This window comes from Methylobacterium sp. P1-11 (assembly GCF_008329595.1).
Taxonomy (GTDB): domain Bacteria; phylum Pseudomonadota; class Alphaproteobacteria; order Rhizobiales; family Beijerinckiaceae; genus Methylobacterium.
This window is the reverse complement of the sequence record NZ_NPKS01000012.1, coordinates 1-22433: the sequence shown is the minus strand read 5'-3', so window position 1 is coordinate 22433 and position 22433 is coordinate 1. Positions and strand designations below refer to the sequence as shown.

Below are 22433 nucleotides of genomic sequence, written 5' to 3'. Positions count from 1 at the left end.
ACTACGCATAATTTTGAAGAAATTCGTACAAGCTGGGCCATTAGAAGATTAAAATTAGCTGAATATGCAGTTCAGAGCCGATTAAATCCGTCGCTCCTACCAGCAGTGCCGGAAGGCGATGCGACGCGCCTTCGCCGAACCGACCGGGACAGCGGTCCGGCGGACGGCCGGGCCCTCGGGGCCGCATCGCGGACGGCAGGGGGCGCGACCATGTCAGGGACCGAGCACGACCAAGCGCTTCCGGACCCGGCCGGAGCCGTCGCCGCAGCCTCATCCTGCCCGGCACCCCGCCCGGCGCGACCGGACCGCCGCCCTGGCCGAACGATCGACGACGCGGCGCGAGACCGAATCGGGCGCGGTCTGCGCCTGCACTATGCCGGCGTCCTGGCCCTGCCGATTCCGGACCGGCTCCGGACGCTGCTCGACGATCTCGCCGCCTGCTCCGACACGGAGGCCTCGCAATGACCCTGATGCTGCAAGCCGCTCCCGCGGGGAGCGGATCCGGCCCGGCCCCCTTGGGCGTCGACGCCGAGATGCGCGACCTCCTGCTGGGGGCGATCCCGGCGCTGCGGGCCTTCGCGTTCTCGCTGACCTACGACCTCGACCGCTCGGACGACCTCGTGCAGGACACGCTGGTGCGCGCCTGGGTCAATGCCAACAGCTTCCGCCGCGGGACCAACCTGACCGCGTGGCTGTTCACGATCCTGCGGAACCTGTTCTACTCGGAGCAGCGCAAGCGCAAGCGCGAGGTGGAGGATGCCGACGGCGTCCATGCCGGGCGCCTGACCGCCCTCCCCGAGCAGGAGATCCGGATGGAGATGGCGCAGTTCCAGAGCGCTCTGAACCGCCTGCCGTCGGCCCAGCGCGAGGCGCTGGTCCTGGTCGGCGCCCAGAGCTTCACCTACGAGGAGGCGGCCGCGATCTGCGGCGTCGCCGTGGGCACGATCAAGAGCCGGGTCAGCCGCGCCCGGACGCGCCTGATCGAGGTGCTGGGCATGAACGGCACCGACGATATCGGCCCCGACGCGCAGACCCGGGCGGCCCTGGACGGTCCCTAGACCGCCTTCCGCCGAAGCGGATACGGGTTCGGCGAATTGCGCGTCGAGACAAGGGCCGGGATCCGCGCCGACGGCTACTTGATGAGCTTGACGACGTCGCGGAACCGCTCGTGCCGCGCCGTGCCGAGCCACTCGAACACCACCATCTCGGTGGTGACGATCTCGGCGCCGTGGGCCGCCATGCGGACGAGCGCCGTCTCCCGGTTCTCGATCCGCCGCGAGCCGATGGCATCGGCCACCACGTAGGCGCGGCGCCCGGCCTCGCGCAGCCCGAGAACCGTCTGCAGCACGCAGATATGCGCCTCGCAGCCCGTGACCACGAGATCGCGATCCGCAGGCAGGCGTTCGAGGAAACCCGGCGTCCGGGTGGCGCCGAAGCTCATCTTCGGGACGGCCGTCCCGGCCTCGGGCGCCAGCGCCGGCACGGTCGGCCCGAGCCCGCCGGCATTCTGCTCGGTGACCAGGACCGGAACGTCGAGCAACTGTGCGGCGGCGACGAGGCGGCCGGTATTGGCGATGACCCCGCCCCCCTCGGCGATCGCCGGCATCAGCCGGACCTGGACGTCGATGACGAGGAGGAGCGAACGGGCGGGGTCGATCAGGGGCATCGGTCAGTGAAACCTGAGGACGGGCCCGGTCAAGAACGGGCGAACCCATCCTCGCCGCATCCGAACCGGTTGAGACCGCGTCCACCGGCATGACAGATGCGCGTCAGGACCGCGCTCCCGCTCCGGGTCAGCGCCCGAGCGGCGTGCGATGTCGCCGGGGGCCTTCGTCGCATCGGCGCCACCGGCCGCCTTTCTCGAACCACAGCCGGGCGATGGCATAATCCTGCTTCACGCCCTGGCCGTTGATGGAGCGGACAGCGCGATCTTCTGCGGACATGTTGACGGCCACGCCCTGCGCGGGAGCCGGCTCCGAGCATCTTCGGCAATGCTGATCGCTGCGGCCCCAAATCCAGCCCTTGTCGATTACAGTCGTCCGGGAGCAACGCTACCCGGAACGACTGCACCGAACCGATCGGCGATCTATCCGGGCGCGGCGCGGCTTCATGGACCAAAACGCACACTTGGCCCGCGCTGAGGACTCGCCCCACAGGCCGGCGACGGTTTCGCGCGCGGCGGAGCCCCGTGGGCTTCCCGGGCTTGATCGGGGCGGGATGATCTTCCGGGGCCGGCGACCGGCCCGCGTGATGCCCCTTCGCCAAGCCTGACGGCGCAGCCGCTCGCTCCTCACGGGCTCGCGGTGGCGGCCGTCGCGCGGCATGCCGGATCGCGGGAGCCTGATCGGGTCGAGCGAGCCGCCGGGACCACGTCGCGGCAGGGAAGCACTCCCTAATAGGTCGCGAACAGCCGTGCCACAGCCTCGGGCTCGCTCGTGACGGTCAGCGCCAGGGCGAGCAGGATCCGGGCCTTCTGCGGGGTGAGGTTGTCGGCGCTCAGGATGCCGCGGCTGCGCAGCCGGGAGGTGAGCGGGACCACACCGCTGCCGGCCCGGGTCGACATCACCACCACGATCCCGGCGTCAGCCGCCGCCTCCAGGGCCTCGGCCTCGGCCGGCGGGGTCATGCCGGGAGCGAGACCGGCCGAGACGAGGCCGCGCGCGCCTGCCGACCGGAAGGCCCGGACCGCGGTGCCGTCCGCATCGGCGTACCCATAGGCGATGTCGACCCGCGGCAGCGCGGACAGGGGGCGGATGTCGAAGGGCGTGCCCGGCGCATGCGCGCGCTCGGAGCGGCGATAATAGTGGACGCTGTCGCCGTCGACATGGCCGAGCACACCGAAATCCGGCGTCCGGAACGTCTGGAGCCGGGCGACCGAAGTCTTGGTCACCTCGCGCGCCGCCTGGATCTCATCGTTGAGCACCACCAGCACGCCGCGCCCGCGGGAGGCCGGCGCCGCGGCCGTGCGGATGGCGGCGACAAGGTTGAGCTTGGCATCGGTGGAGAGGGCGCTCATCGGCCGCTGGGAACCGACCAGCACCACCGGCAGGTCGATCGTCAGGGTCAGGCTGAGGGCGTAGGCGGTCTCCTCCAGGGTGGCGGTGCCGTGCCCGATGACGATGCCGGCGAGATCCGGGTGCTCGGCCGCGACGCGCTCGCACAGCCGGACGAGGTCGCGCCACTCGGCGAACCCGATCGCGGGGCTCGGGACCGCCCGGAACGGCACCGGCACCACGGCGGCAACGGTTGCGAGTTCCGGAACCGCGTCCAGGATGGCGCCGGCCTCGAGGCGCCGGTCGGTGGCGCTGTAGTCGAGGATGTCGAGGGCGTCGCGGCCGAGGGACGCGATCGTCCCGCCCGTGCCGATGAACGCGACCTTGGACAATCCGGTCCCCGATCCTGCCGCCATGCCGTGCCTCCCGACCCTGTCCGGTCGCGCCAATGCGAGGGCGGAGTGATGCCGCGTCGCGCGGCCGGGGTCGACCCCGGCCGCGCGCAGACGGGCGATGCATCTGGCGGAACGCCCCCGGCCGGCTGCACGCGCAATGCCGGCTCAGCTCCGGAAGTCGACCAGCAGGGCCGAGATGGTGCTGCTGTTGGTGGTGCCGCTTGCTCCATAGCTGGCGCTGCCCGACCGGCTGCTCTGGAGTTGCTGGATGAAGGTCGAGAGCAGGTCCTTCGCCGACTGCGTGACGGAGGTGGAGGACGAGGTCCCGCTTCCGGTGTCTCCGGATGCAGCGTTCCCCGGCGGCGAGCCGGGTGGGGGCCCGGGCGGCGGGCCGTCTGGACCGGAGACGTCGATGGTGGCGTCGGCGCTCTGGGTGCTCCGGCCGTGGCTGGCGAACAAGTTCTTCAGCTCCGTGGCCTGGTCGGCGGTGAGACTGCCGCTGCTGACCTGATCGGCAATCAGGCCGTCGATCCGGTCCTTCATGGAAGAGGGATCGAGCTTGGCCGGGGTTGTGGCGCTGCCGGAGGCGGAGCTGTCCGACGAAAGGCTCGAATCGATGCTGCTCAGCGCGCTCGTGAGCGCCGTGGAGTCGATGCTGCTGATCGTGCCGGCCGACAGCGCGCTGCCGATCGTGTCGGGCATCTGGATCGTGGGCGACGGAAGCGCCGACCGTCGCCGCGCGGAGAGCTGCGACGTCGCGGTAGACGAGACGGTACTCATGAGGGGACTCGGGTCACGGATGAGCCGGATTCGCCCGGCGACGGGTCCGTGTGCAAATTACCCACGCGGTTCTTAAAGCCGCGTTTCGGGGATCGCCCGGATCCCCGTCGTGGTTCTGGATGCCGGCCGTCCGGAGCCGAGGCGCGACCGGGAACCCCGATCGCGCCGCTCAGAGGCTCGCGGCCATGCGCAGCGGCGTCGATTCGGCCGGGCGCGCCGCGGCCTCGGCGTGGCCGTAGAGGCCGCGGTGCTTCGGGTTCGGCGAGAGCCTGTCGGTCAGGCCGATCACCGTCTCGGCGGCGCCCAGCAGGAGCGCGCCCTCCGGGGCGAGCTGCGCCGCGAGCCGCGCCAGGACGTCCGACTTGGTCGGGGCGTCGAAGTAGATCAGCACGTTGCGGCAGTAGATCACGTCGAACTGGCCCAGCGAGGCGAAGCTGTGCAGCAGGTTGAGCTGCCGGTAATCCACCATGCTGCGCAGGCTCTGCGCGATCTGCCACTGCTCGCCGACCTGCGTGAAGTACTTGATCAGCCACTGCACCGGCAGGCCGCGCTGAACCTCGAAATGGCTGTACAGCCCGAGCTTGGCCTTCTCGATCACCTCGGTGGACAGGTCGGTGGCGACGATCTCCACCTGCCAGCCGGCGAGCCGCGGCGCCGCCTCTTGGAGGAGCATGGCCAGCGAGTACGGCTCCTGTCCGGTTGAGGCCGCCGCGCACCAGATCCGCAGCCGGCGGCGGCCGGCATTGCGCGCCAGCACGTCCGGCAGGAGCGTGTCGCGGAACAGGTCGAAGGGGATCCGGTCGCGGAAGAAGAAGGTCTCGTTCGTGGTCATGGCCTCGACCACGGCCCGCTCGATCGCCCCGTTCTGGCCGAGCTTCAGGGCGCCGATCAGGTCGCCCAGGCTGGCGAGCCCGAAGCGGCGGCAGACCGGAGTCAGCCGACTCTCCACGAGGTAGCGCTTCTCCGGGGTCAGCGCGAGGCCGGAGCGCTGCTTCAGGAAGGTGCGCAGGAATTCGAACTCGAGCTCGGTCATGCCGGCTGCCCCGTGATCAGGGCGCGCAGCGCCGTCGCGAGTTCGGGCAACGGCAGCACAGCCTCGGCGAGCCCGGCCCGCGCGACGCTGCCCGGCATGCCCCAGACCGTGCTGGTGGCCTCGTCTTGGGCGAGAACCGGGCCGCCGGCCTCGGTGAGCGCCCGGGCGCCGTTGGTCCCGTCCGAGCCCATGCCGGTGAGGATCACGGTCGCGGTGGCGGCGCCGAACACCACCGCCGCATCCTTGAACAGGACGTCGACCGCGGGGCGGCAGAAATTCACCGGCGGCCCGTCGGTGAGCTTGATGATCGGGCCGCCGGCCCCGGCGGCCAGCCCCATGTGGCGGCCGCCCGGGGCCACGTAGATGCGCCCGGGCTCGACCCGCTCGTCGGCCTTGCCTTCGGCGGCCGGGATCCCGGTGCGGGTGGACAGGTGCTCGGCGAAGACCGCCGTGAAGATCGGCGGCATGTGCTGGACGATCAGGACCGGCAGGCGCCGCAGGGCGGCCGCGCCGATACCCTCCAGCATCTCGCCCACCGCGCGCGGCCCGCCCGTGGAGGAGCCGATCAGCAGGGCCCGGGGCTGAGTCCGGTTGCGGACCTTGGGCCGCAGCGTGAACGGGGTTGCCGGGCGCGGCGTGGCCGGGGCCGGATGCGCGGCGGCCGCGGGCACGGGCGCAGGCGCGGCATGGTGGCCCGGAGCATGACCCGCGGAAGCGGAGGCCGGGCGCCGGGTCCGCGTGCGGGCCGAGCCGAACACGCGGACGCGCTCGATCAGCTCGACCCGGAACGTGTCCGAGGTGGTGACGCCGCGGCTGCTTTCGGGCTTGGCGATGTAGTCCACCGCCCCGAGGGCGAGGCATTTCAGCGAAATGTCGGCGTTGCGCGTCGTCAGCGTCGACATCATCACGACCTGCACGCTCGGGCTCATGGCGAGCATGCGCGGCAGCGCGGTCGTGCCGTCGAGTTCCGGCATCTCGATGTCGAGCAGAACCACGTCCGGGTCGTGCTTGGCCATCAGCTCGAGGGCGATCCGGCCATTCGAGGCCGTGCCGACGAGCTCGAACCCGGCCTCGCCGATCCACCGGGCCACGAGGCCGCGCACCACGGCGGAATCGTCGGCGACCAGAACCCGGATCGCGGTGGCCGATGAGGTCGTGCTCTGGTTTGGCGGCGTACGCAGCGGGGCAACCGCGGGACTCAGGGCCATGATGATTGCCTCGGGTGCAGGGTCGCGGGGCTAGGATCGCGGGGCTAGGGCCGCGGGTCGGGAGGCTTGCGATCAGGCCGCGTCGGCGACGAGTCCGACCTGTTCGAGCTTGGCCTTCAGGATGTCGCGGTCGAAGGGCTTCATGATGTACTCGTCCGCCCCCGCCCGGAGGGCGCGGGCGATGGCCCCGACATCATTCTCGGTGGTGCAGAACAGGACCTTCGGCACGCCCCCGCCCTCGCTCTGGCGCAGGGCCTGGAGGAACGCGTAGCCGTCCATGTTCGGCATGTTCCAGTCGAGCAGGATCGCGTCGGGCATGCTGGCCGCGCAGGCTTCGAGGGCGGCGCTGCCGTCCTCGGCCTCGCTGACATTCATGCCGAGATCCTCGATGATCCGCCGGGCGACCTTCCGGATCACCGCGGAATCGTCCACCACCAGGCAGGTGGTCTCGTGCGGCGCCTTCATCGACCTCTCCCTCAAGCCGCCTTGGCGCCGGCGGGCGTGAAGCCGAGGAGCGCGTCCACGTCGAGGATGACCAGGAGCCGCCCGTCGAGGCGGTGGACGCAGATGGCGAGATCGCGGAAGCGCGGATCCAGGTTGATCGGCACCGCCTCGCGGCTGTCGGCCCCGAGCTTGAGCACCTCGCCGACGCCGTCGACCACCAGCGCGAAGGTCTCGCCGGCCTGCTCAAGGCCGATCGCCATCTTCGGGCTGGCCTTGGTGCCGTCCGCCTCGGCCTCCGCGTCGGGCAGGCCCAGGCGCCGGCGCAGGCTCATGGCCGTCACGACCCGGCCGCGCAGGTTCAGGAGGCCTACGATCTCGGCCGGCGCAAGGGGGACCGGCGTCACGCCCGAGGGCACGAAGACGTCGTGGACCCGCTCGATCGCCAGCCCGAACAGCGTCTCGCCGACATAGACCGTGACGAAGTCGTCGGTGGCGCCGGTCTCGACGCCGTTTGTGGGGGCGCCGCTGGTGTTGGCGTTGGCAGCCTGCATCGGAACTCTCCGGATTCGTTCGTCGCGATCGTCGCGATCGGCGTGGGGCGGGCGGCGCAGAGGCTCAGGCGGCTTTCGACACCGTCGCGGCGCCGATCTCGGCCAGCGCCGAGATCAGGCCGCTGCGATCGAACTTTGCCACGAGATCGCTGATCGCCAGGGACCGGGCCTGTTCCACCGCGTCGGCACCGATCGCGCCGGTGAGGCCGATCACCGGAAGACCGGCGAGACGCGGCTCGGCGCGCCGCATGGCGGCGACGAGATCGAAGCCGCTGCGGCCCGGCATCTCCAGGTCGGTGACCACCACCTCGATCTGCGGATCGGACTGGAGGGCCGCCAGCGCCGCATCCGCGCTCGCCGCCGTGATCACCTGGTAGCCCGCCGCCTTCAGCACCGGGCTCAGCATGTCGCGGAAGAAGGCCGAGTCGTCGACCAGCAGGATCGTGGAGATCTGCTCGGGCCGCTTCAGGCCGCGCGCCCAGTCGTCGTAGGCCAGCGGCAGGAAGTGGGCGATGTTGATGATGTCGGTCGCCCGGCCCCGCAGGACCGCCGAGCCGATCAGGTCCGACCGGTCCGCCGCGATCTCGATGTCCAGGCGCTCCTCGACGATGTCGACGATCTCGTCGACCACGAGGCCCATGGCGCGCTCGCCGTCGGAGAACACCACCAGGGCCTGCGTCCCCTCCGACTTGATGGTGATCGCCGCGTCCGCCGGGACCAGCGGCATCAGGCGCCCGCGGTACTGGATCAGCGCGCGGCCGCCGAGCCACTCGACCTTGGCGCACTCGATCTCCTCGAGGCGGGTGACCAGCGACAGCGGCACTGCCTTGAAGCTGCCCTGGCCGCCCTTGAACACCAGGAGCGTGGTCTTGGTGTCGGCCATCTCCACCGCCTCGTCGGCGTCGGCGTCGATGTGGCCGCCGCTGCCCTGGACGCCCTGCGCCACCTGACGGGCCACGCCGTTGGGATCGACGATCAGCACCACGGCGCCGTCGCCGAGGATCGTGTTGCCGGCAAACATCGGGATGTGCCGCAGCTTCACCGACATCGGCTTCACGACGATCTCCTCCGTGTGGAAGACCTCGTCGACGAGGATGCCGAAGCGCTCGCGCCCGACCTGGGCGACCACCACGAAGCCCGCCTGATCCGTCTCCGCGCCCGGGCTCGACTGCCCGAGCAGGCCGGTGAGCGAGACGATCGGCAAGAGCCGCTCGCGCAGGCGCAGCACCGGCGCGCCGTTGATGTGCTCGACCCGCTGCGCCCCGGCATCGACCCGCACCAGTTCCAGCACGGCCACCTGCGGCAGCGCGAAGCGATGCTCGCCGGCCCGCACGATCAGGGCGGCCACGATGGCCAGCGTCAGCGGGATCTTGATGGTGAAGGTGGTGCCGCGACCCGCCGTGGTGGCGATGTCGATCAGGCCGCCGATGGTCTCGATGTTGGTCTTGACCACGTCCATGCCGACGCCGCGGCCCGAGACCGAGGTCACCGCCGCCGCCGTCGAGAAGCCGGCGTGGAAGATGAACTTGGCGACCTGGGCGTCGGTCATCCGCTCGATATCGGCCTGAGAGGCGAGGCCGCGCTCCGCCGCCTTCTTGCGGATCGCCGCGAGGTTCAGGCCCTTGCCGTCGTCGGCGATCTCGATCGTGATCGTGCCGCCCTCGTGGTAGGCGGCAAGCCGGATCGTGCCGCGGGCGGGCTTACCCGCCGCCACGCGCTCGGCGGTCGATTCAAGGCCGTGATCGGCCGAGTTGCGGACCATGTGGGTCAGCGGGTCCTTGATGACCTCAAGGACCTGCCGATCGAGCTCGGTCTCGTTGCCGACCATCACGAGGTCGATCTGCTTGCCGAGTTCGGCCGAGAGGTCGCGCACCACGCGCGGCAGCTTCTGCCACGCATTGCCGATCGGCTGCATGCGCGTCTTCATGACGCCTTCCTGCAGCTCGGCGGTGACGTGCGACAGGCGCTGCAGCGGGACCTTGTAGCTCGAATCCTCGTGCCGGCGGGCGATCTCGAGGAGCTGGTTGCGGGTCAGCACCAGCTCCGAGACCATGGTCATCAGGTGCTCGAGCGTGTCGACGTTCACCCGGATCGTCTGGTTCTTGGCGGCGGCCGCCGTCTCACCCTCGGCGCCCTCAACCTTCTCGACGCGGGCCGGCTCGGGCTTCTCGGCCTCGACCGGTTCGGCCTTCGCTTCGATCTTCGCTTCGATCTTCACCTCGGCCTTCGGCGCCGTCGGGGCGACGGCTGCCGGAGCGGCGGGTGCCGGCGTCGGAGCCGGAGCCACGGGGGCCGGCGGCGCGAGGAAATCGGATTCGTCCGGCCCCGGGGCGGACATGAAGGCGGCCTCCAGATCTTCCAGGGAGACCTCGCCGGGCTTCAGCTCGCGGACCACCGGATCAGGCAGGATCGGCTCCGGCGGCGGGGCGGCGGCCACGGGCTCGTGCGGCCCCTCGGACATGCGCTCCAGGGCGGAGATGAGGTCGTCATCCGAGCCGGAGGGCTCCGTTCCGGTGGCTTCCAGATCGGCCAGGATCGCCTTGAGCCGGTCCAGCGTGAGCAGGATCAGGGTGACGGAAGCCGAGGTGGCGGGCAGCCCGTCGCGGAAGCGGCCCATCAAGGTTTCCGCGGCATGCGCCAAGGCTTCGAGCCGCGGGAGGCCGAGAAATCCGCAGGTTCCCTTAATCGTGTGCACGAGACGGAAAATGTTCCGTAGAATCGTCTCGTTGTTCGGATCTTGCTCGAATCGCACCAGTTCTGCATCGACCGTGTCGAGATGCTCCCCGCTCTCGGTCAGAAACTCGCGAAGCAGGTCGTCCATAGTCGCTACTCGTTACGCGGAGAAGGTCTCGCGCAACCTACTTACTGGCGCGGGGTTAGGGAAGCGTTTCCATCGGCCCCGCGTTTTGGTTTTTCAGAATTTCAGGCCAGCGCCGTGTCCGAAGCCTCGCCGCCAGGAATTTCGGGCACGCTGATCACTGTGGGTGCGGCGGTGATAGTCACTTCATCGCCATCGATGGCGAATCGCACATCCATGGCGGCGGCCCGCGCCACGAGGCCCGCGTAGAACGGCAGGATGCCGTGGGCATCGACGGTGCCGCTCTCAGGGCTTCCGGCCATCAACTCCTCCACATGGGGCGGGATGCGGGCGTGCGAGCCCTTGGCCTTGAGCACGAGCGTGGGTGCCTCGGCATCGCCGGAGACGACGACGTCGATCAGGCCGCCCCGGGGAATCGCCGAGGTGGCGACCATCACGAGGTTCAGGAGAAGCTTGACCTTGTTCTTCGGGAACAGGGCCTGCGGCGCGCTCCAGGTCAGCTTGGTCTTCTCGTCGGAGAACATGCCCTTGGCCACGCTTTCGGCGTCGGCGAGGTCGATCGAGGCACCGGCCGAGCCCGCGGCCCCGAAGGCGATGCGGGCGAATTTCAGCCGCGCCGAGGCCTGACGGGCACTCTTGCCGATCAGCTCCAGAGCGAAGGTCCGCATCGATTCGTCCTGGTCGTCCTCCAGGACCTCGAGCCCGTTCACGATCGCGCCGACAGGGCTGATCACGTCGTGGCAGACGCGGGAGCAGAGCAGGGCGGCGAGGTCGAGGCCGTCGAGATTCAGGGTGGGCGAGGTCGGGGAGGACATGGTGCGCTCCGGGCGGGCGGATCTGAAATGCGGACGTCTGCGGGCCGGGGACCCGGTTGGGGCTGCCGGTTCCCGGCCGCCCGATTCTCGGCCGCCCAGTTCTCGGCCGCCCCTGCGGCGATCGAGTCGCCCGAAGGAATCCCACACGGCCTGCGGGTCGGACCGGGGGCGACGACCGGTCCGCACGGATAGACGCCACGGCCGGCTTTGAAAAGCGTTACCGAACAGGACGGAGGGCCGGGCGCCTCCCGATTCCGCGTCGGAACCCGGCGCAAGACATCATGCGCGCGGGGCCGGACAGCGGCGGCCCGGATCGGCTATGATGCCGCCCCGTCGCGCCAGGGAGGATGCGGCATGAGACACGAGATCGATCCTTGGAACGGATCGGCCGCCGCCAGCCGGTGGATCCCCGGGCGCGACGCCCGGCAGGCACGCTGACGCGGGGAAGGCCCGATGCAACCTGCCCCGACCCTGCGGGAAGCCCTGGCCCCCCGCCTCCGCCTCGCCGATCCCGCCACCGCGCAGGCCCGGCTCGCCGAGATCGCCCCAGCCCTCCCGGCCGGCTTCCTGACGCCACCCTGCCGGGACCTGCTCCTCGGCCTCGCGGACCACTCGCCCTTCCTCTGGCGGGCGGCCACCCGGTCGCCGGACCGGCTCGTCGCCCTGCTGGAGCAGCCGCCGGACGCCGCGAGCCACGCCATCATCGCCCGGCAGCGCGCGGTCGGCACGGCCTGCGGGGCGACTCCCGACCTCGCCGAGGTCGGCCGGCGGCTGCGCGCCAACCGGGAGGAACACGCCCTCCTGGTCGCGCTGGCCGATCTCGGCGGCGGCTGGGACCTCGACGCGGTGACCCGGGCCCTGTCGGCCTTCGCCGACGCCTCGGTGAGCGCGGCGGTCGAGGCGCTGCTCCGTCAGGGAATCGCGGCCGGTCGGTACCGGCCCGCGGATCCGGAGACGCCGCAGGACGGGTCCGGCCTGATCGTCCTGGGTCTGGGCAAGCTCGGCGGCTGCGAGCTGAACTATTCGAGCGACATCGACCTCGTCGTCTTCTACGAGGCCGAGCCCGCCGCCGCGGCGACCGGCGGCGATCCGAAGCCCTTCTTCGTCAAGCTCGCGCAGGGGCTGGTGAAGCTCCTGGCCGACCGGACCGCCGACGGCTACGTCCACCGCATCGACTACCGGCTGCGGCCGGATCCGGGCTCGACCGCGGTGGCGCTCTCCACTGGCTTCGCCTTCGACTATTACCAGACGCTCGGCCAGAACTGGGAGCGCGCGGCCTTCATCAAGGCGCGGCCGATCGCCGGCGACATACCGGCCGGCGCGGCGTTCCTGGCGGAACTCGCGCCATTCATCTGGCGCCGGCACTTCGATTTCCCGGCCATCGCCGAGATCCACGCCCTGAAGCGGCAGATCCACATGGTCCGCGGCCACGAGACCATCGCGGTCGGCGGCCACGACATCAAGATCGGCCGCGGCGGCATCCGGGAGATCGAGTTCTTCGTCCAGACCCAGCAGCTCGTCTTCGGCGGCCGCAAGCCCGCCCTACGGGGCCGCCGCACCGTCGCGATGCTCGCCGAACTCGTCGCGGAGGGCTGGATCGACGGGCAGGCCCGGGACGAGCTGAGTGCGGCCTACGCGTTCCTGCGCACCCTCGAGCACCGGATCCAGATGATCCGGGACGAGCAGACCCAGCGCCTGCCCACCGGGACCGAGGCGCTGACCGCGCTGGCCCTGTTCGCGGGCTTCCCAGACCTGCCGGCCTTCGAGGCGGCCCTGCTCCATCATGCCGGCCGCGTCCAGGCGCACTACGCTCTCCTGTTCGAGGCCGGATCGGAGGCCGGCGCGGACGGAGCCGCCCTGGTCTTCGGTGAGAGCGAGCCGGATCCCGAGACCCTGGCGCGGCTCGGCGCCTTCGGGTTCCGGGATCCGCCCCTGGCCTGGGGGACCGTCCAGGGCTGGCATCTCGGGCGCCGCCCGGCCCTGCGGACCGGCCGGGCCCGGGAGATCCTCGCCGAGGTTCTCCCGGCCCTGTTGCGGGCGCTCGGCGGGACCGCCGACCCGGACGCGGCGCTGCTCGCCCTCGACCGGGCTTTCGCGCGGATGCCCGCGGTGGCGGAACTCCTCGCCATCCTGCGCTCGCACGAGCGCCTGCGCCTGCTCTTCGCCGACATCCTGGGGACGGCGCCGCGCCTCGCCGACACGGTGGGCCTGAGCCCGCACGTCCTCGACACCGTGCTCGACGCCGATTTCGTGACGCCGACCACGGATCCGGACCAGGTCCGCGCGCAGTACCGGGCGCTCCTGGGGCAGCCCGCGAGCCACGAGGAGGGCCTCGACCGCTGCCGGGACGCCACGCGGCAGATGACCTTCGTCACCGGGGCCCGCCTCCTGTCGGGTATCCTCACCCCGCGCCAGGCCGGTGAGGCCTACACGGCGATCGCCGAGGCGACGGTGGCGCTGAGCCTGGAAGCGGAGGAGCGCCGGTTCGCCCTGGACCACGGGGCGGTGCCGCAGGGCCGCTGCTGCATCCTGGCCCTGGGCCGCCTCGGTTCCCGGCAGCTCAGCGCCGAATCCGACCTCGACCTCGTCTTCCTGTACGATTTCGACCCGGAGAACCGCACGAGCGACGGCCGGCGCCCCCTCGACGCCGTGGTTGCCTACAATCGGCTGGCGCAGCGGGTCTTCGCGGCGCTCACCACGGCGACGCGACGCGGGCGGCTCTACGCGGTCGACCTGCGGCTGCGGCCCTACGGCAGCCACAGCCCGCCAGCGGTTCAGCTCAGCGGCTTCTCGGCCTATCACCGCGGCGAGGCGGAGCCCTGGGAGCACATGGCGCTGGCCCGCGCCCGGGTCGTGGCCGGCGACGCCACCCTGGCGGCGGCCGTCACGGCCGAGATCGCCGCGGTGCTCCGGCAGCCGCGCGCGGCGGCCGCCGTGTGCGCCGAGGCGGGCGCGATGCGGGCGCTGGTCGCCCAGGAGCGGGGCCATGCCGGCCCCTTCGACCTGAAGCTCGCGCCGGGCGCGCTGTTCGACCTCGATTTCCTGGCTCAGGCCATCGTGCTGAGCCAGGCCCATGACTGGCCCGGCTGCATCGGCCTCGGTGCGGAGACCCTCTTCCGGGAGGCGGCGGCGCGCGGCGTCCTTCCCGCGGCGGCGGGCGAGCCCCTCGCCGAGACCTACGGGTTCCTCGACGCCGTCTATCAGTGGCAGCGCCTCGTGATGACTGATCCCGCCGCGGAACCGTCCGAGACCGCTTCCCGGCAGATCGCCAAGGCCGTGGGCCTCCCGGACGCGCGCAGCCTGGCGGCGGAGCTGCGGCGCCACCGCCGCCGGAGCCAGGCCCTGCTGGCGCGGATCCGGCGGCGTGTGCGGCCGCGCCCTGTCGACGGACCGCCGGAGCGCGGGTGACGAAGCACCCCGTGCCGAAAGCCGTCGACATTCGTCCCCTGCTCGGGCATTCAGGGCAATCTCGGGAGGGATCATGACGGGCGCGGCAACGATCTCGGGGCCGGAGCGCGAGCGGATTGCCGCGGCGCTCGCCGAGATCGCCTGCGCGGCGGGCACGATCCTGCGCCGGTATCACCGGGGCCCCTGCCCCCACGCCCTGAAGCCGGACGGCTCACCATTGAGCGCCGCCGACATCGAGGCGGAGGACCTGATCGTCGCCGCCCTCGCCGAGCGCTTCCCGGGCATCACGGTCGTGGCCGAGGAGCGCGCCCAGGGTGACACCGCGCGCCCGGCCGATCTCTTCTTTCTCGTCGATCCCCTGGACGGCACCCGCGACTTCCTCGCCGGGACGCCGGACTACTCGGTCAACATCGCGCTGGTGTCCGGCGCCCGCCCGGTGGCCGCCGCGCTGGCGGCCCCGGGACTCGGCCGGGTCTGGTGGGCGGGGGCGGCGACGCTGGAGGCCCCCGTCGTTGCGGATCGACCGGGGGCCGGGCGGCCGGTTCGTGCGCGGCCGGTACCGGCGGCGGGCCTCGTCGCCCTGGGCAGCCGGCGGCACGGCGATTCCGAGACCGCCACCTGCCTCGCGGCGCTGCCCATCGCGGAGACGCGGCAGGTCGGATCCGCCTTGAAGTTCGCTCTGATCGCCGCCGGCGAGGCGGATATCTACGTGCGCTGCGGCCCGACCATGGAATGGGACACCGCCGCGGGCGACCACATCGTCGCGGCGGCGGGAGGCTGCGTGGTGGTGCCCGGGGGCGGCCCGATCCGCTACGGCCAGAACGGCCCCGACCACCGCAACGGGCCCTTCGCGGCCCTGGGCGATCCGGCCCTGGCGCCGCACCTCGCCCTGCCGACCTGCGCGGACGGCAGGGCGACCGCACCGCTCAGCGCGGCGCATCGGTAGGCGGGACGTCCTGCAGGGCACGCAGGCCCGGCCAGGCCGCCTCCGCCTGCCGGGCCAGTCCGGGCTCCGCCAGGAACCGGGCCCGCCGTTCGGAATTCCGGAACAGGTAGAGGCGCTCGCCGATCACTGCGAAGACCAGCGGATCGGCATCCACCAGCCGGCCCTCCAGGACCCCGGCGGCATCGTAACCGCCGAGGCGCGGGGCGTAGGCCGGCGGATCGTCCCGGAAGGCCTCGCGGTTGGCACCACTGGAGAAGCGCCAGACCCGGCCGCCCCAGGACAGCTCGAACCGCGCCGTCCCGGCCTCCGGCCCGCCCTCCAGGAAGTAGCTGACCGGATCGAAGCCGTTGAGCGTCAGCAGCTCGATCCGCGTCCGGGACGGCAGAGCGACCTCAGCCGCTGCGAGGCCGGAGCCGCCCCCCGGCCAAGGGGCCAGCCAAGGGGCCAGCATGGCCGCCAGCGCCGTCACCAGTGCCGCCCCCGTCATGATCGCGCGCCCCGGCCGCGGTCCACGCGCCGCGCCGGATGCGGGTTCAGGGCGCGTTAACCACATCTTGCGGATTCCCTCAGAAGCTGGTCCGACTCATCCACCCGAGTCCGCAGGACGAGGGACCGGATGGATGGCGGTGCCCTGTCCGGTTCGGGTCGCCGACGCGGCGGGACGGGCGCGGCACAGGTCCATCGCACGAACCGTTAATCGAACCGGGCGAGGAGGCAACGATGACGGCACGAGACGATCGCGGCACCGACCGCCGCACCCTCCTGCGCGTGGGCCTCGGTCTGGCGCTGGGTCCCCCCCTCGCCAGCCTTGGCACCGCAGGGATGGCCCTGGCGGCGGGCGAGGATCTCGACACGCCCGAGACCTTCCGACCCGGCGAGATCGTGGAGTCGGGCCACCGGTTCTTCGGCACCGTGTCGCGCGGCCTCGCGCTCACCGTCGAGGAGGCGGGCCGGCGCTGGGGGGAGCCCAACGGCTACATCCTCGGCCAGGAGGGCGGCGGCGCTGTGGTGGCGGGCGTCCGCTACGGCGAGGGCACCCTCTATACCCGCAATGCCGGCAAGCGGCGCATCTACTGGCAGGGCCCGTCCCTCGGCTTCGACGTCGGCGGCGACGGCGCCCGCACCATGATGCTGGTCTACAACCTGCCCAACGTGCGCGACCTGTACCGCCGCTTCGCCGGCGTCGACGGCTCGGCCTATCTCGTGGGCGGTTTCGGGATGACCGCGGTGGTCAACGACCGGGTCATCGTCGTGCCGATCCGCAGCGGCGTCGGTGCGCGCCTCGGGATCAATGTCGGCTATCTGAAGTTCACCCGTGAGCCGACTTGGAACCCGTTCTGATCCGGAACGCGTTCTGATTGACGGGTGCCGCAGGATTTCACCCCCGCGGCCAACCTGGGCTAGAGTGGGATTGGGTCGGGTCTTCCGGCCGGATGCGCGGGCTGCACCCTCGTGATCGAAACGGTGATGATCTTCGCGCTGGGTTTCCTGGCGGCGAGCCTGTGCGGCCTCCTGCTGCTGCCGGCCCTGAACGCGCGTGCCGCGCGTCTGGAGCGGCGCCGGGCCGAGGCGCGCCTGCCCCTGTCGCCGGCCGAGATCGCCGCGGAACGCGACTTCCTGCGCGCGCAATTCGCCGTTCAGCAGCGCCGCCTGGAGCGCCGGGTCGAGACCGTCGAGGCGCGGCGGCAGGCCGATATGGCGGCGATCGGGGCCGGGACGATGCGGGCCGCCGCCCTGGCGCGCGACGTCGCGGCCCGCGATGCCGAGATCGCTCAGGTCCAGTCCAAGGCCCGGGAGCTCGAGGCCGAATTGGCGGCCGCCCGCGAGGACGGAAGCGCGAGCCTGGCCACCCTCCAGACCCTCGAAGATGCCCATGCCGACCTGCTCGACAGCCTCCTGGCGCTTCGGCAGGCTGCTGCCCCGGCGGCGTCCCCGGACGCCACGACCCCCGACGCTGCAACGCTGGCAGCCGAACGCGACGATCTGCGTGCGAGCCTGAAGGCGGCCGAGGAGGCTCTGGCTCTGGCTCTGGCCGACAGGCAGCCGGACCGGCAGGCCGGCATCGAGCGCGAGAACGCCGATCTGCGCCGGCGAATCGTCGAGGTCGCCGACGCCCTCGCAAGTCCGGGCCGGATGCCACGCGTCGCCGCGCCCATGCCGCAGCCCGAGCGCGTGTGAGCGGATCCGCCTCCGAGACGGGCATTTGGCCGCCGAAACGGAACTGAAAACCTGCGACGACTGCCTTGTTTCGACCACGCAAAGGCATCATCGCAACGCCGACGCGTTCTGCATTCACAACTTCGATAGATGGTACGGATAGCCATGCGCCTGAAGCCGATCGTCCTCGCCGTCGCGACGGCCGTTGTCCTGACGCTGCCGGCAGCGGCGCAGCAGACGAAGCGCGGCAACGAGACTCTGAAGAAGTACTGCACCGGCGATTATCTGACCTACTGCGGCAATCTGGCCCCCGACGATCCGGCCACCGATGCGTGCTTCCAGAAGAACTGGAAGAAGCTCAGCGAGAACTGCCGCCGGGCGATCGACGCCTACGAGGCCGAGCAGGAGCAGAACGCCCCCGGCAAGAACCGTCAGGGCTCGCAGGGCGCCCGGGAGCGGCGCGGCTGACGGCTCCGGGCAAGAGCCCGCGGCCGCGGGCCAAGCTGGCCTGTGGCGGACGCGCGCTCGCGCCGGAGCGCGGCAACGGCTAAGGTAGCGGTCCCGCCGGCCATCGCGTGCCGGTGCCGAGCCCGCCGGACCCTCGCGCGATGTTGTCGAAGCCCGCCCTGAAACTCCTCGCCTTGTCCGGCCTCGTGGCCCTGGCGGTCTCCGCCTGCGGGCGGCGGGGCGCCCTGGAACCGCCGCAGACGGCGGCACCGGCCGCCGCGCAAACCGGCCCGGACGCGGCGACCGGGCGGCGGACCCTGCCGGCGTCCATCGGGCTCGGCGGCGGCGCCCCGGAGCCGGATGCGGCCTCGGTGCGCGCCGGCGACGAACTCTCCGTGGCGGCGGTGCCGCCCGGCGGCACCGAGGCGCCGGTTGAGACCAGTCGCGGCGCGCGGCGGGGCTACCGTGTGCCGAAGGAGCCTTTCATTCTGGATCCGCTGCTGTAGAGGGCTGAGGCCGGCACGGTGCGCGAGCACCGCCGGCACGCCGTCGTGGTGCCCCCGCGCCCAGTGACCCGGTCGGATCCGGCCGCGGGCGTAGGCTCCTCCGGCCTGCGGCGGAATGTTTCACGGGAAACAGGCCGCGCTCCGGCGCGCCGACGAGACACGGCCGAGATGCACCATTTCCACTATCGCGACGGCCGCCTGCACGCCGAGGATGTTGACCTGACCGGTCTCGCCGCGGAGGTCGGAACGCCGTTCTACTGCTACAGCACCGCCACCCTGGAGCGCCATTACCGCGTCTTCGCGGAGGCCTTCGCGGCCGATGACGCGCTGGTCTGCTTCGCCATGAAGGCGAATTCGAACCAGGCCGTGCTGCGCACACTCGCGGCCCGTGGCGCCGGCATGGACATCGTCTCGGGGGGCGAGCTGCATCGGGCGCTGGCGGCCGGGGTGGACCCCGGCAAGATCGTGTTCTCGGGCGTGGGCAAGACCCGCGCCGAGATGGAGGCCGCGCTCAAGGCCGGCATCTTCTGCTTCAACGTCGAGAGCGAGCCCGAACTCGCGGTCCTGTCCGAGGTGGCTATGGGCCTCGGGCTCAAGGCCCCGGTCTCGATCCGGGTGAACCCCGACGTGGATGCCGGCACGCATGCCAAGATCTCCACCGGCAAGTACGAGAACAAGTTCGGCATCCCGATCACCCGGGCGCCGGCGGTCTACGCCGCCGCGGCCGCCCTGCCGGGAATCGCGGTGCACGGCGTCGACATGCATATCGGCAGCCAGATCACCGACCTGGCGCCTTTCGCCGACGCGGCCCGGCTGCTCGCCGGCCTCGCCCGGGAGCTGATGGCGGCCGGCCATCCCCTGCGCCACATCGATTTCGGCGGCGGCCTCGGGATACCTTACCGCGACGACAACGCGCCGCCTCCGGATCCGGCCGCGCTGGCGGCGACCCTGCGGCCGCATTTCGCTCCCCTTGGCCTGCGGCCGGTCTTCGAGATTGGCCGGATGATCGTCGGCAATGCCGGGATCTTGGTGACGCGGGTGCTTTACGTGAAGCACAGCGAGGGGCGCACCTTCGTGATCGTCGACGCGGCGATGAACGACCTGATCCGACCGACCCTATACGAGGCCTATCACGGCCTGCGCCCGGTCATCGAGCCGGGCCCCGAGACGCCGCGCCTCGTCGCCGACGTGGTCGGCCCGGTCTGCGAGAGTGGCGACTATCTCGCCCTCAACCGCGAGATGCCGACGGTAGCGGCCGGCGACCTGATCGCCGTGATGAGCGCCGGCGCCTACGGCGCGGTGCAGTCCTGCACCTACAACACGCGTCCCCTGGTGCCGGAGGTTCTGGTAAGGGGGGAGCGGGCAGCGGTGGTGCGTCCGCGCCTCGACGTCGACGCGCTGATCGCCCTGGACCGGGTGCCGGACTGGCTGGCGTGAGCCGCGCTCCCGCGGGCAGTTCCGCATCCGCGTCGGCAGCGGGATCCGGCGAGTGCCTGCCGCTGTCGGTCTTCATCATCGCCCACAACGAGTCGGACCGGATCGGCGCGACCATCCGGGCGATCCAGGGCCTGACGGACGACCTCGTGGTGGTCGATTCGGGCTCCACCGACGGCACGCAGGCCCTCGCAGAATCGCTCGGCGCGCGGGTGCTGCACAATCCGTGGCCGGGCTACGGCCCGCAGAAGCGCTTCGCCGAGGATCAGTGCCGGCACGTCTGGCTCTTGAACCTGGACGCCGACGAGGTGGTGCCGGAGGATCTCGTCCGGGAAATCCGGGCCCTCTGGGCCGCGGGCGAGCCGCGCCGGCCGGCATGGCGGATCGGCATCGCGGAGATCTTTCCCGGCGAGGGCCGTCCTCACCCGCTCGCCTATACGCTGACGCCGGTCCGGCTCTACCGGAAGGACCGGGGCCGCTACTCCGCCTCGCCGGTCCACGACCGGGTGGCGCTGGAACCCGGAGTGAATCCGGGGCGGCTCAGGGGCGTGATCCACCATTTCTCGGTGCGCTCGCTCGGAGACCAGCTCGACAAGCTGAACCGCTACTCCGACCAGCAGGCGGACGACCTGGAGATGCGGGGCGTGGTGATTCCGACTTGGCGGGTGTTCGTTGAGCTGCCGGGCAATTTCCTGAAGGCCTATCTCGGCCGCCGCCATTTCGTGCGCGGTACCTACGGCTTCCTGACGGCGATGAACTACGCGATCTCGCGGCATCTGCGCGTCGCCAAGCATGTCGAGCGCCGCCGCGCGGCCGCAACCCGCCAGGATCGGGTTGACCCGCCGGATCCGACCTTCTAGAGCCAGAGCGCCGGAGACGTGGCCGAGCGGCTGAAGGCACTCGTTTGCTAAATGAGCATACCCAGAAATGGGTATCGAGGGTTCGAATCCCTCCGTCTCCGCCACTTTAGTGGCAGAAACCACTGATACAATTAGGAAACTCGGCCCAACCGAGGCCGTGACCCCACTTTATAACCCACATCGTGAATCGGCTTGTACCGATCCGTTTCGGACGTTGACGGCCAATGGCCTCGCGCGCAAGGGCTGACGCCCCGCCCCGCTAGGCGGATCTGGCGTGCAGTCGGGTTGAGAGCCGGCACTAGGCAGCCACGCTGATCCGCTTCAGAGCCTAGCGGAACCGCCGCGGGCGTGAGAAGTCGATCTGGACAACGGTTGGCCCCTCGGGAGCAGCCCGGCGCAGGCTCACCACGGCTGGCGTCTGACAGTTTGTCCCGGTTGGAGGTGCGTCCCACAACCGGCGCCCGAAGGATGTCCGCACCCCCGCCTCGATCAGCCCGCGAGCCTGGGGATTCTGCGGAACCATGCCCTCGCGCATCAGCGTGTCGATCACCTCGCCCAGAATGCGCGCAGACTCGTCGAAGCTGATCTGGTCCGCGCCAGGATAGCCGCAGCGGTGCTGCTCGAACAGCCAGTCGTGAACGATGTAGGCCGGTCCATACCCCCAGGGCGAGAAGCCAGGGATGGGCTGGAGGATAGGCGGGATCGAGCCGCCATCGGTGTACATCGGCTGCGGGATGATGGCTCGGTTGTCGGTGGTCACGAAGGTGAGCGGGTCCTTCGGGTCCGGCAGGTAGGCAAACCGGTTCTCGCCTACCCATTGCACGATGAGCTTACCCTTCAGCCGTCCGCCCGGTCCCGGCTGTGCAAGAGTCGCGCAGCCCGCCAGCGCAGCCGCGCTCAGGCTGACTGCCACGCTGCGGCGAAGGAAGCGCGCGAGATCGGATTGGCGGCCCCGCTCGGGGGCTCTGGTACTTTGGCCCTTGGTCACCGCCCATCCCCCCGTTTGCCGCAAGCTTGACCATAACGCGCGCGTGGGGACGCATGCCTCAAATAGGGGACGCGGTCGCATCCAGCCTTGTTGCGAGCAAGCCTTCTGTGACCCGTGATGAACCAACCCAGTTGGGTGCGTTGATAGAGTTCGCGGTCGCGCACATTGGTGCCGAGGATCAATCCGGCGGTGAGCGGCTGAGAAAATGGTTCGATCCGCGCACCCTACTACTCCGCCTTACGTAGCCTCAGTAGCCGACCTCAGTTCCGCTGCCTCACGCTCTTGAGATAGGCTGACCGACCGGGTGTTCGCCGCCGCGCCAGCTCGGCGAGCGCAGCTACAATCTCAGCCTCACTGATGTCGTCGGGGTCGTCGGTACCGCCGAGCCGCGTCAGTATGGCCTTCGCTCGCGATGGCGCAGTTGGGTTACCGCCTGCACAAGCTCTCCACAGTCCGGTCTCGGGATCGCGGGCGCGGGGCGGCCTGATGGATCGGCTCAGGGATGGGAAGGGGCTGCGCGGATGTCGGTCAGCAGGGTGGACCTCGTGGATGCGGGCACGCCGGAGGCGCTCGTCAAACGCATCCTACAGGCCGAGCCGAACCTTCCGGTGCCCGTGCCGATCCAAGAGCTGTGCGCACGACTCGGCATC

The 22433-nt window shown here is 71.1% G+C and carries 21 protein-coding genes and 1 tRNA gene; 11 read left to right on the top strand and 11 right to left on the bottom strand.

Features of this window, described 5'->3' with window-relative positions; genetic code table 11:
• Positions 1-210 precede the first annotated feature (210 nt).
• Both CIW48_RS13730 and CIW48_RS13725 read left to right on the top strand, forming a co-directional pair.
• The gene (locus CIW48_RS13730; protein ID WP_149311281.1) at positions 211-465 is read left to right on the top strand and encodes a NepR family anti-sigma factor; all 255 of its coding nucleotides are present in this window, start codon (positions 211-213) and stop codon (positions 463-465) included.
• Entirely contained in the window at positions 462-1058 is a 597-nt protein-coding gene (locus tag CIW48_RS13725; RefSeq protein ID WP_091777829.1) for a sigma-70 family RNA polymerase sigma factor, read from the top strand. Before CIW48_RS13730 ends, CIW48_RS13725 begins: the two co-directional genes overlap by 4 nt.
• 74 nt (positions 1059-1132) lie before the next feature.
• Here CIW48_RS13725 and CIW48_RS13720 read toward each other — a convergent pair whose 3' ends face one another.
• The 9 genes from CIW48_RS13720 to CIW48_RS13680 form a co-directional block, all read right to left on the bottom strand.
• Positions 1133-1666 carry an isochorismatase family protein gene (locus CIW48_RS13720; protein WP_149311280.1) on the bottom strand — a complete coding sequence of 178 codons (534 nt, stop codon included), beginning with the start codon at positions 1664-1666 and terminating at the stop codon, positions 1133-1135.
• Between the two features lie 726 nt (positions 1667-2392).
• On the bottom strand, positions 2393-3409 hold the full coding sequence (locus CIW48_RS13715) for an asparaginase (protein WP_149311279.1): 1017 nt from the start codon (positions 3407-3409) through the stop codon (positions 2393-2395).
• Between the two features lie 144 nt (positions 3410-3553).
• On the bottom strand, positions 3554-4090 hold the full coding sequence (locus tag CIW48_RS13710; protein ID WP_246695241.1) for a hypothetical protein: 537 nt from the start codon (positions 4088-4090) through the stop codon (positions 3554-3556).
• A gap of 247 nt (positions 4091-4337) precedes the next feature.
• Positions 4338-5201: a protein-glutamate O-methyltransferase CheR gene (locus tag CIW48_RS13705; RefSeq protein ID WP_149311277.1), complete on the bottom strand. Its 864-nt coding sequence runs from the start codon at positions 5199-5201 to the stop codon at positions 4338-4340.
• On the bottom strand, positions 5198-6409 hold the full coding sequence (locus CIW48_RS13700; RefSeq protein WP_149311276.1) for a chemotaxis response regulator protein-glutamate methylesterase: 1212 nt from the start codon (positions 6407-6409) through the stop codon (positions 5198-5200). The genes CIW48_RS13705 and CIW48_RS13700 overlap by 4 nt, the downstream gene beginning before the upstream one ends.
• A gap of 72 nt (positions 6410-6481) precedes the next feature.
• Entirely contained in the window at positions 6482-6874 is a 393-nt protein-coding gene (locus CIW48_RS13695; RefSeq protein ID WP_149311275.1) for a response regulator, read from the bottom strand.
• 11 nt (positions 6875-6885) lie between these two features.
• The gene (locus tag CIW48_RS13690) at positions 6886-7404 is read right to left on the bottom strand and encodes a chemotaxis protein CheW (RefSeq protein ID WP_149311274.1); all 519 of its coding nucleotides are present in this window, start codon (positions 7402-7404) and stop codon (positions 6886-6888) included.
• Positions 7405-7468: 64 nt separating this feature from the next.
• The gene (locus CIW48_RS13685) at positions 7469-10225 is read right to left on the bottom strand and encodes a hybrid sensor histidine kinase/response regulator (protein ID WP_149311273.1); all 2757 of its coding nucleotides are present in this window, start codon (positions 10223-10225) and stop codon (positions 7469-7471) included.
• Between the two features lie 101 nt (positions 10226-10326).
• A complete protein-coding gene (locus CIW48_RS13680; RefSeq protein WP_149311272.1) occupies positions 10327-11037 on the bottom strand; it encodes a histidine phosphotransferase family protein in 711 nt (236 codons plus the stop codon).
• Between the two features lie 453 nt (positions 11038-11490).
• Between CIW48_RS13680 and CIW48_RS13675 the strand changes: the two genes are divergently transcribed.
• Together CIW48_RS13675 and CIW48_RS13670 are read left to right on the top strand one after the other, a co-directional pair.
• Positions 11491-14445, top strand: coding sequence for a bifunctional [glutamine synthetase] adenylyltransferase/[glutamine synthetase]-adenylyl-L-tyrosine phosphorylase (locus CIW48_RS13675; protein WP_149311271.1), 2955 nt, complete (start codon positions 11491-11493; stop codon positions 14443-14445).
• A gap of 73 nt (positions 14446-14518) precedes the next feature.
• Entirely contained in the window at positions 14519-15391 is an 873-nt protein-coding gene (locus tag CIW48_RS13670; RefSeq protein ID WP_149311270.1) for a 3'(2'),5'-bisphosphate nucleotidase CysQ, read from the top strand.
• On the opposite strand, the gene CIW48_RS13665 is transcribed toward CIW48_RS13670, so the two are convergent.
• Positions 15372-15878, bottom strand: a complete 507-nt coding sequence (locus CIW48_RS13665; protein WP_246695240.1) for a YHS domain-containing (seleno)protein — start codon at positions 15876-15878, stop codon at positions 15372-15374. The two genes, CIW48_RS13670 and CIW48_RS13665, sit on opposite strands and share 20 nt — an antisense overlap.
• Before the next feature lie 233 nt (positions 15879-16111).
• On the opposite strand from CIW48_RS13665, the gene CIW48_RS13660 reads away from it, so the two are divergent.
• The 7 genes from CIW48_RS13660 to CIW48_RS13630 all read left to right on the top strand — a co-directional run bounded on the left by CIW48_RS13660 (position 16112) and on the right by CIW48_RS13630 (position 20899).
• Positions 16112-16732, top strand: a complete 621-nt coding sequence (locus CIW48_RS13660; RefSeq protein WP_149311268.1) for a DUF1134 domain-containing protein — start codon at positions 16112-16114, stop codon at positions 16730-16732.
• 126 nt (positions 16733-16858) lie between these two features.
• Positions 16859-17569: a hypothetical protein gene (locus CIW48_RS13655; protein WP_149311267.1), complete on the top strand. Its 711-nt coding sequence runs from the start codon at positions 16859-16861 to the stop codon at positions 17567-17569.
• 144 nt (positions 17570-17713) lie between these two features.
• Positions 17714-18016 carry a 3',5'-cyclic-nucleotide phosphodiesterase gene (locus tag CIW48_RS13650; RefSeq protein ID WP_149311266.1) on the top strand — a complete coding sequence of 101 codons (303 nt, stop codon included), beginning with the start codon at positions 17714-17716 and terminating at the stop codon, positions 18014-18016.
• 140 nt (positions 18017-18156) lie between these two features.
• The gene (locus tag CIW48_RS13645; protein WP_149311265.1) at positions 18157-18501 is read left to right on the top strand and encodes a lipoprotein; all 345 of its coding nucleotides are present in this window, start codon (positions 18157-18159) and stop codon (positions 18499-18501) included.
• A 168-nt stretch (positions 18502-18669) separates the two neighbouring features.
• Positions 18670-19938 carry a diaminopimelate decarboxylase gene (lysA, locus tag CIW48_RS13640; protein WP_149311264.1) on the top strand — a complete coding sequence of 423 codons (1269 nt, stop codon included), beginning with the start codon at positions 18670-18672 and terminating at the stop codon, positions 19936-19938.
• On the top strand, positions 19935-20795 hold the full coding sequence (locus CIW48_RS13635; RefSeq protein ID WP_246695239.1) for a glycosyltransferase family 2 protein: 861 nt from the start codon (positions 19935-19937) through the stop codon (positions 20793-20795). The genes lysA and CIW48_RS13635 overlap by 4 nt, the downstream gene beginning before the upstream one ends.
• Before the next feature lie 12 nt (positions 20796-20807).
• Positions 20808-20899: transfer RNA gene (locus tag CIW48_RS13630), tRNA-Ser, on the top strand.
• A 224-nt stretch (positions 20900-21123) separates the two neighbouring features.
• Here CIW48_RS13630 and CIW48_RS13625 read toward each other — a convergent pair.
• Positions 21124-21783 (bottom strand): DUF1353 domain-containing protein, encoded by a 660-nt coding sequence (locus tag CIW48_RS13625; protein WP_173009263.1) that lies wholly within the window; start codon positions 21781-21783, stop codon positions 21124-21126.
• Between the last annotated feature and the right edge of the window lie 650 nt (positions 21784-22433).

Bases quoted from the DNA above. Each gene is read 5' to 3' on its own strand.
- CIW48_RS13680 (WP_149311272.1), bottom strand. From the start codon at position 11,037: ATGTCCTCCCCGACCTCGCCCACCCTGAATCTCGACGGCCTCGACCTC.
- CIW48_RS13715 (WP_149311279.1), bottom strand. From the start codon at position 3,409: ATGGCGGCAGGATCGGGGACCGGATTGTCCAAGGTCGCGTTCATCGGC.
- CIW48_RS13650 (WP_149311266.1), top strand. From the start codon at position 17,714: ATGCGCCTGAAGCCGATCGTCCTCGCCGTCGCGACGGCCGTTGTCCTG.
- lysA (WP_149311264.1), top strand. From the start codon at position 18,670: ATGCACCATTTCCACTATCGCGACGGCCGCCTGCACGCCGAGGATGTT.
- CIW48_RS13645 (WP_149311265.1), top strand. From the start codon at position 18,157: ATGTTGTCGAAGCCCGCCCTGAAACTCCTCGCCTTGTCCGGCCTCGTG.
- CIW48_RS13685 (WP_149311273.1), bottom strand. From the start codon at position 10,225: ATGGACGACCTGCTTCGCGAGTTTCTGACCGAGAGCGGGGAGCATCTC.
- CIW48_RS13705 (WP_149311277.1), bottom strand. From the start codon at position 5,201: ATGACCGAGCTCGAGTTCGAATTCCTGCGCACCTTCCTGAAGCAGCGC.
- CIW48_RS13700 (WP_149311276.1), bottom strand. From the start codon at position 6,409: ATGGCCCTGAGTCCCGCGGTTGCCCCGCTGCGTACGCCGCCAAACCAG.
- CIW48_RS13710 (WP_246695241.1), bottom strand. From the start codon at position 4,090: ATGCCCGACACGATCGGCAGCGCGCTGTCGGCCGGCACGATCAGCAGC.
- CIW48_RS13730 (WP_149311281.1), top strand. From the start codon at position 211: ATGTCAGGGACCGAGCACGACCAAGCGCTTCCGGACCCGGCCGGAGCC.
- CIW48_RS13720 (WP_149311280.1), bottom strand. From the start codon at position 1,666: ATGCCCCTGATCGACCCCGCCCGTTCGCTCCTCCTCGTCATCGACGTC.
- CIW48_RS13655 (WP_149311267.1), top strand. From the start codon at position 16,859: ATGATCTTCGCGCTGGGTTTCCTGGCGGCGAGCCTGTGCGGCCTCCTG.
- CIW48_RS13660 (WP_149311268.1), top strand. From the start codon at position 16,112: ATGACGGCACGAGACGATCGCGGCACCGACCGCCGCACCCTCCTGCGC.
- CIW48_RS13665 (WP_246695240.1), bottom strand. From the start codon at position 15,878: ATGACGGGGGCGGCACTGGTGACGGCGCTGGCGGCCATGCTGGCCCCT.
- CIW48_RS13690 (WP_149311274.1), bottom strand. From the start codon at position 7,404: ATGCAGGCTGCCAACGCCAACACCAGCGGCGCCCCCACAAACGGCGTC.
- CIW48_RS13695 (WP_149311275.1), bottom strand. From the start codon at position 6,874: ATGAAGGCGCCGCACGAGACCACCTGCCTGGTGGTGGACGATTCCGCG.
- CIW48_RS13670 (WP_149311270.1), top strand. From the start codon at position 14,519: ATGACGGGCGCGGCAACGATCTCGGGGCCGGAGCGCGAGCGGATTGCC.
- CIW48_RS13725 (WP_091777829.1), top strand. From the start codon at position 462: ATGACCCTGATGCTGCAAGCCGCTCCCGCGGGGAGCGGATCCGGCCCG.
- CIW48_RS13675 (WP_149311271.1), top strand. From the start codon at position 11,491: ATGCAACCTGCCCCGACCCTGCGGGAAGCCCTGGCCCCCCGCCTCCGC.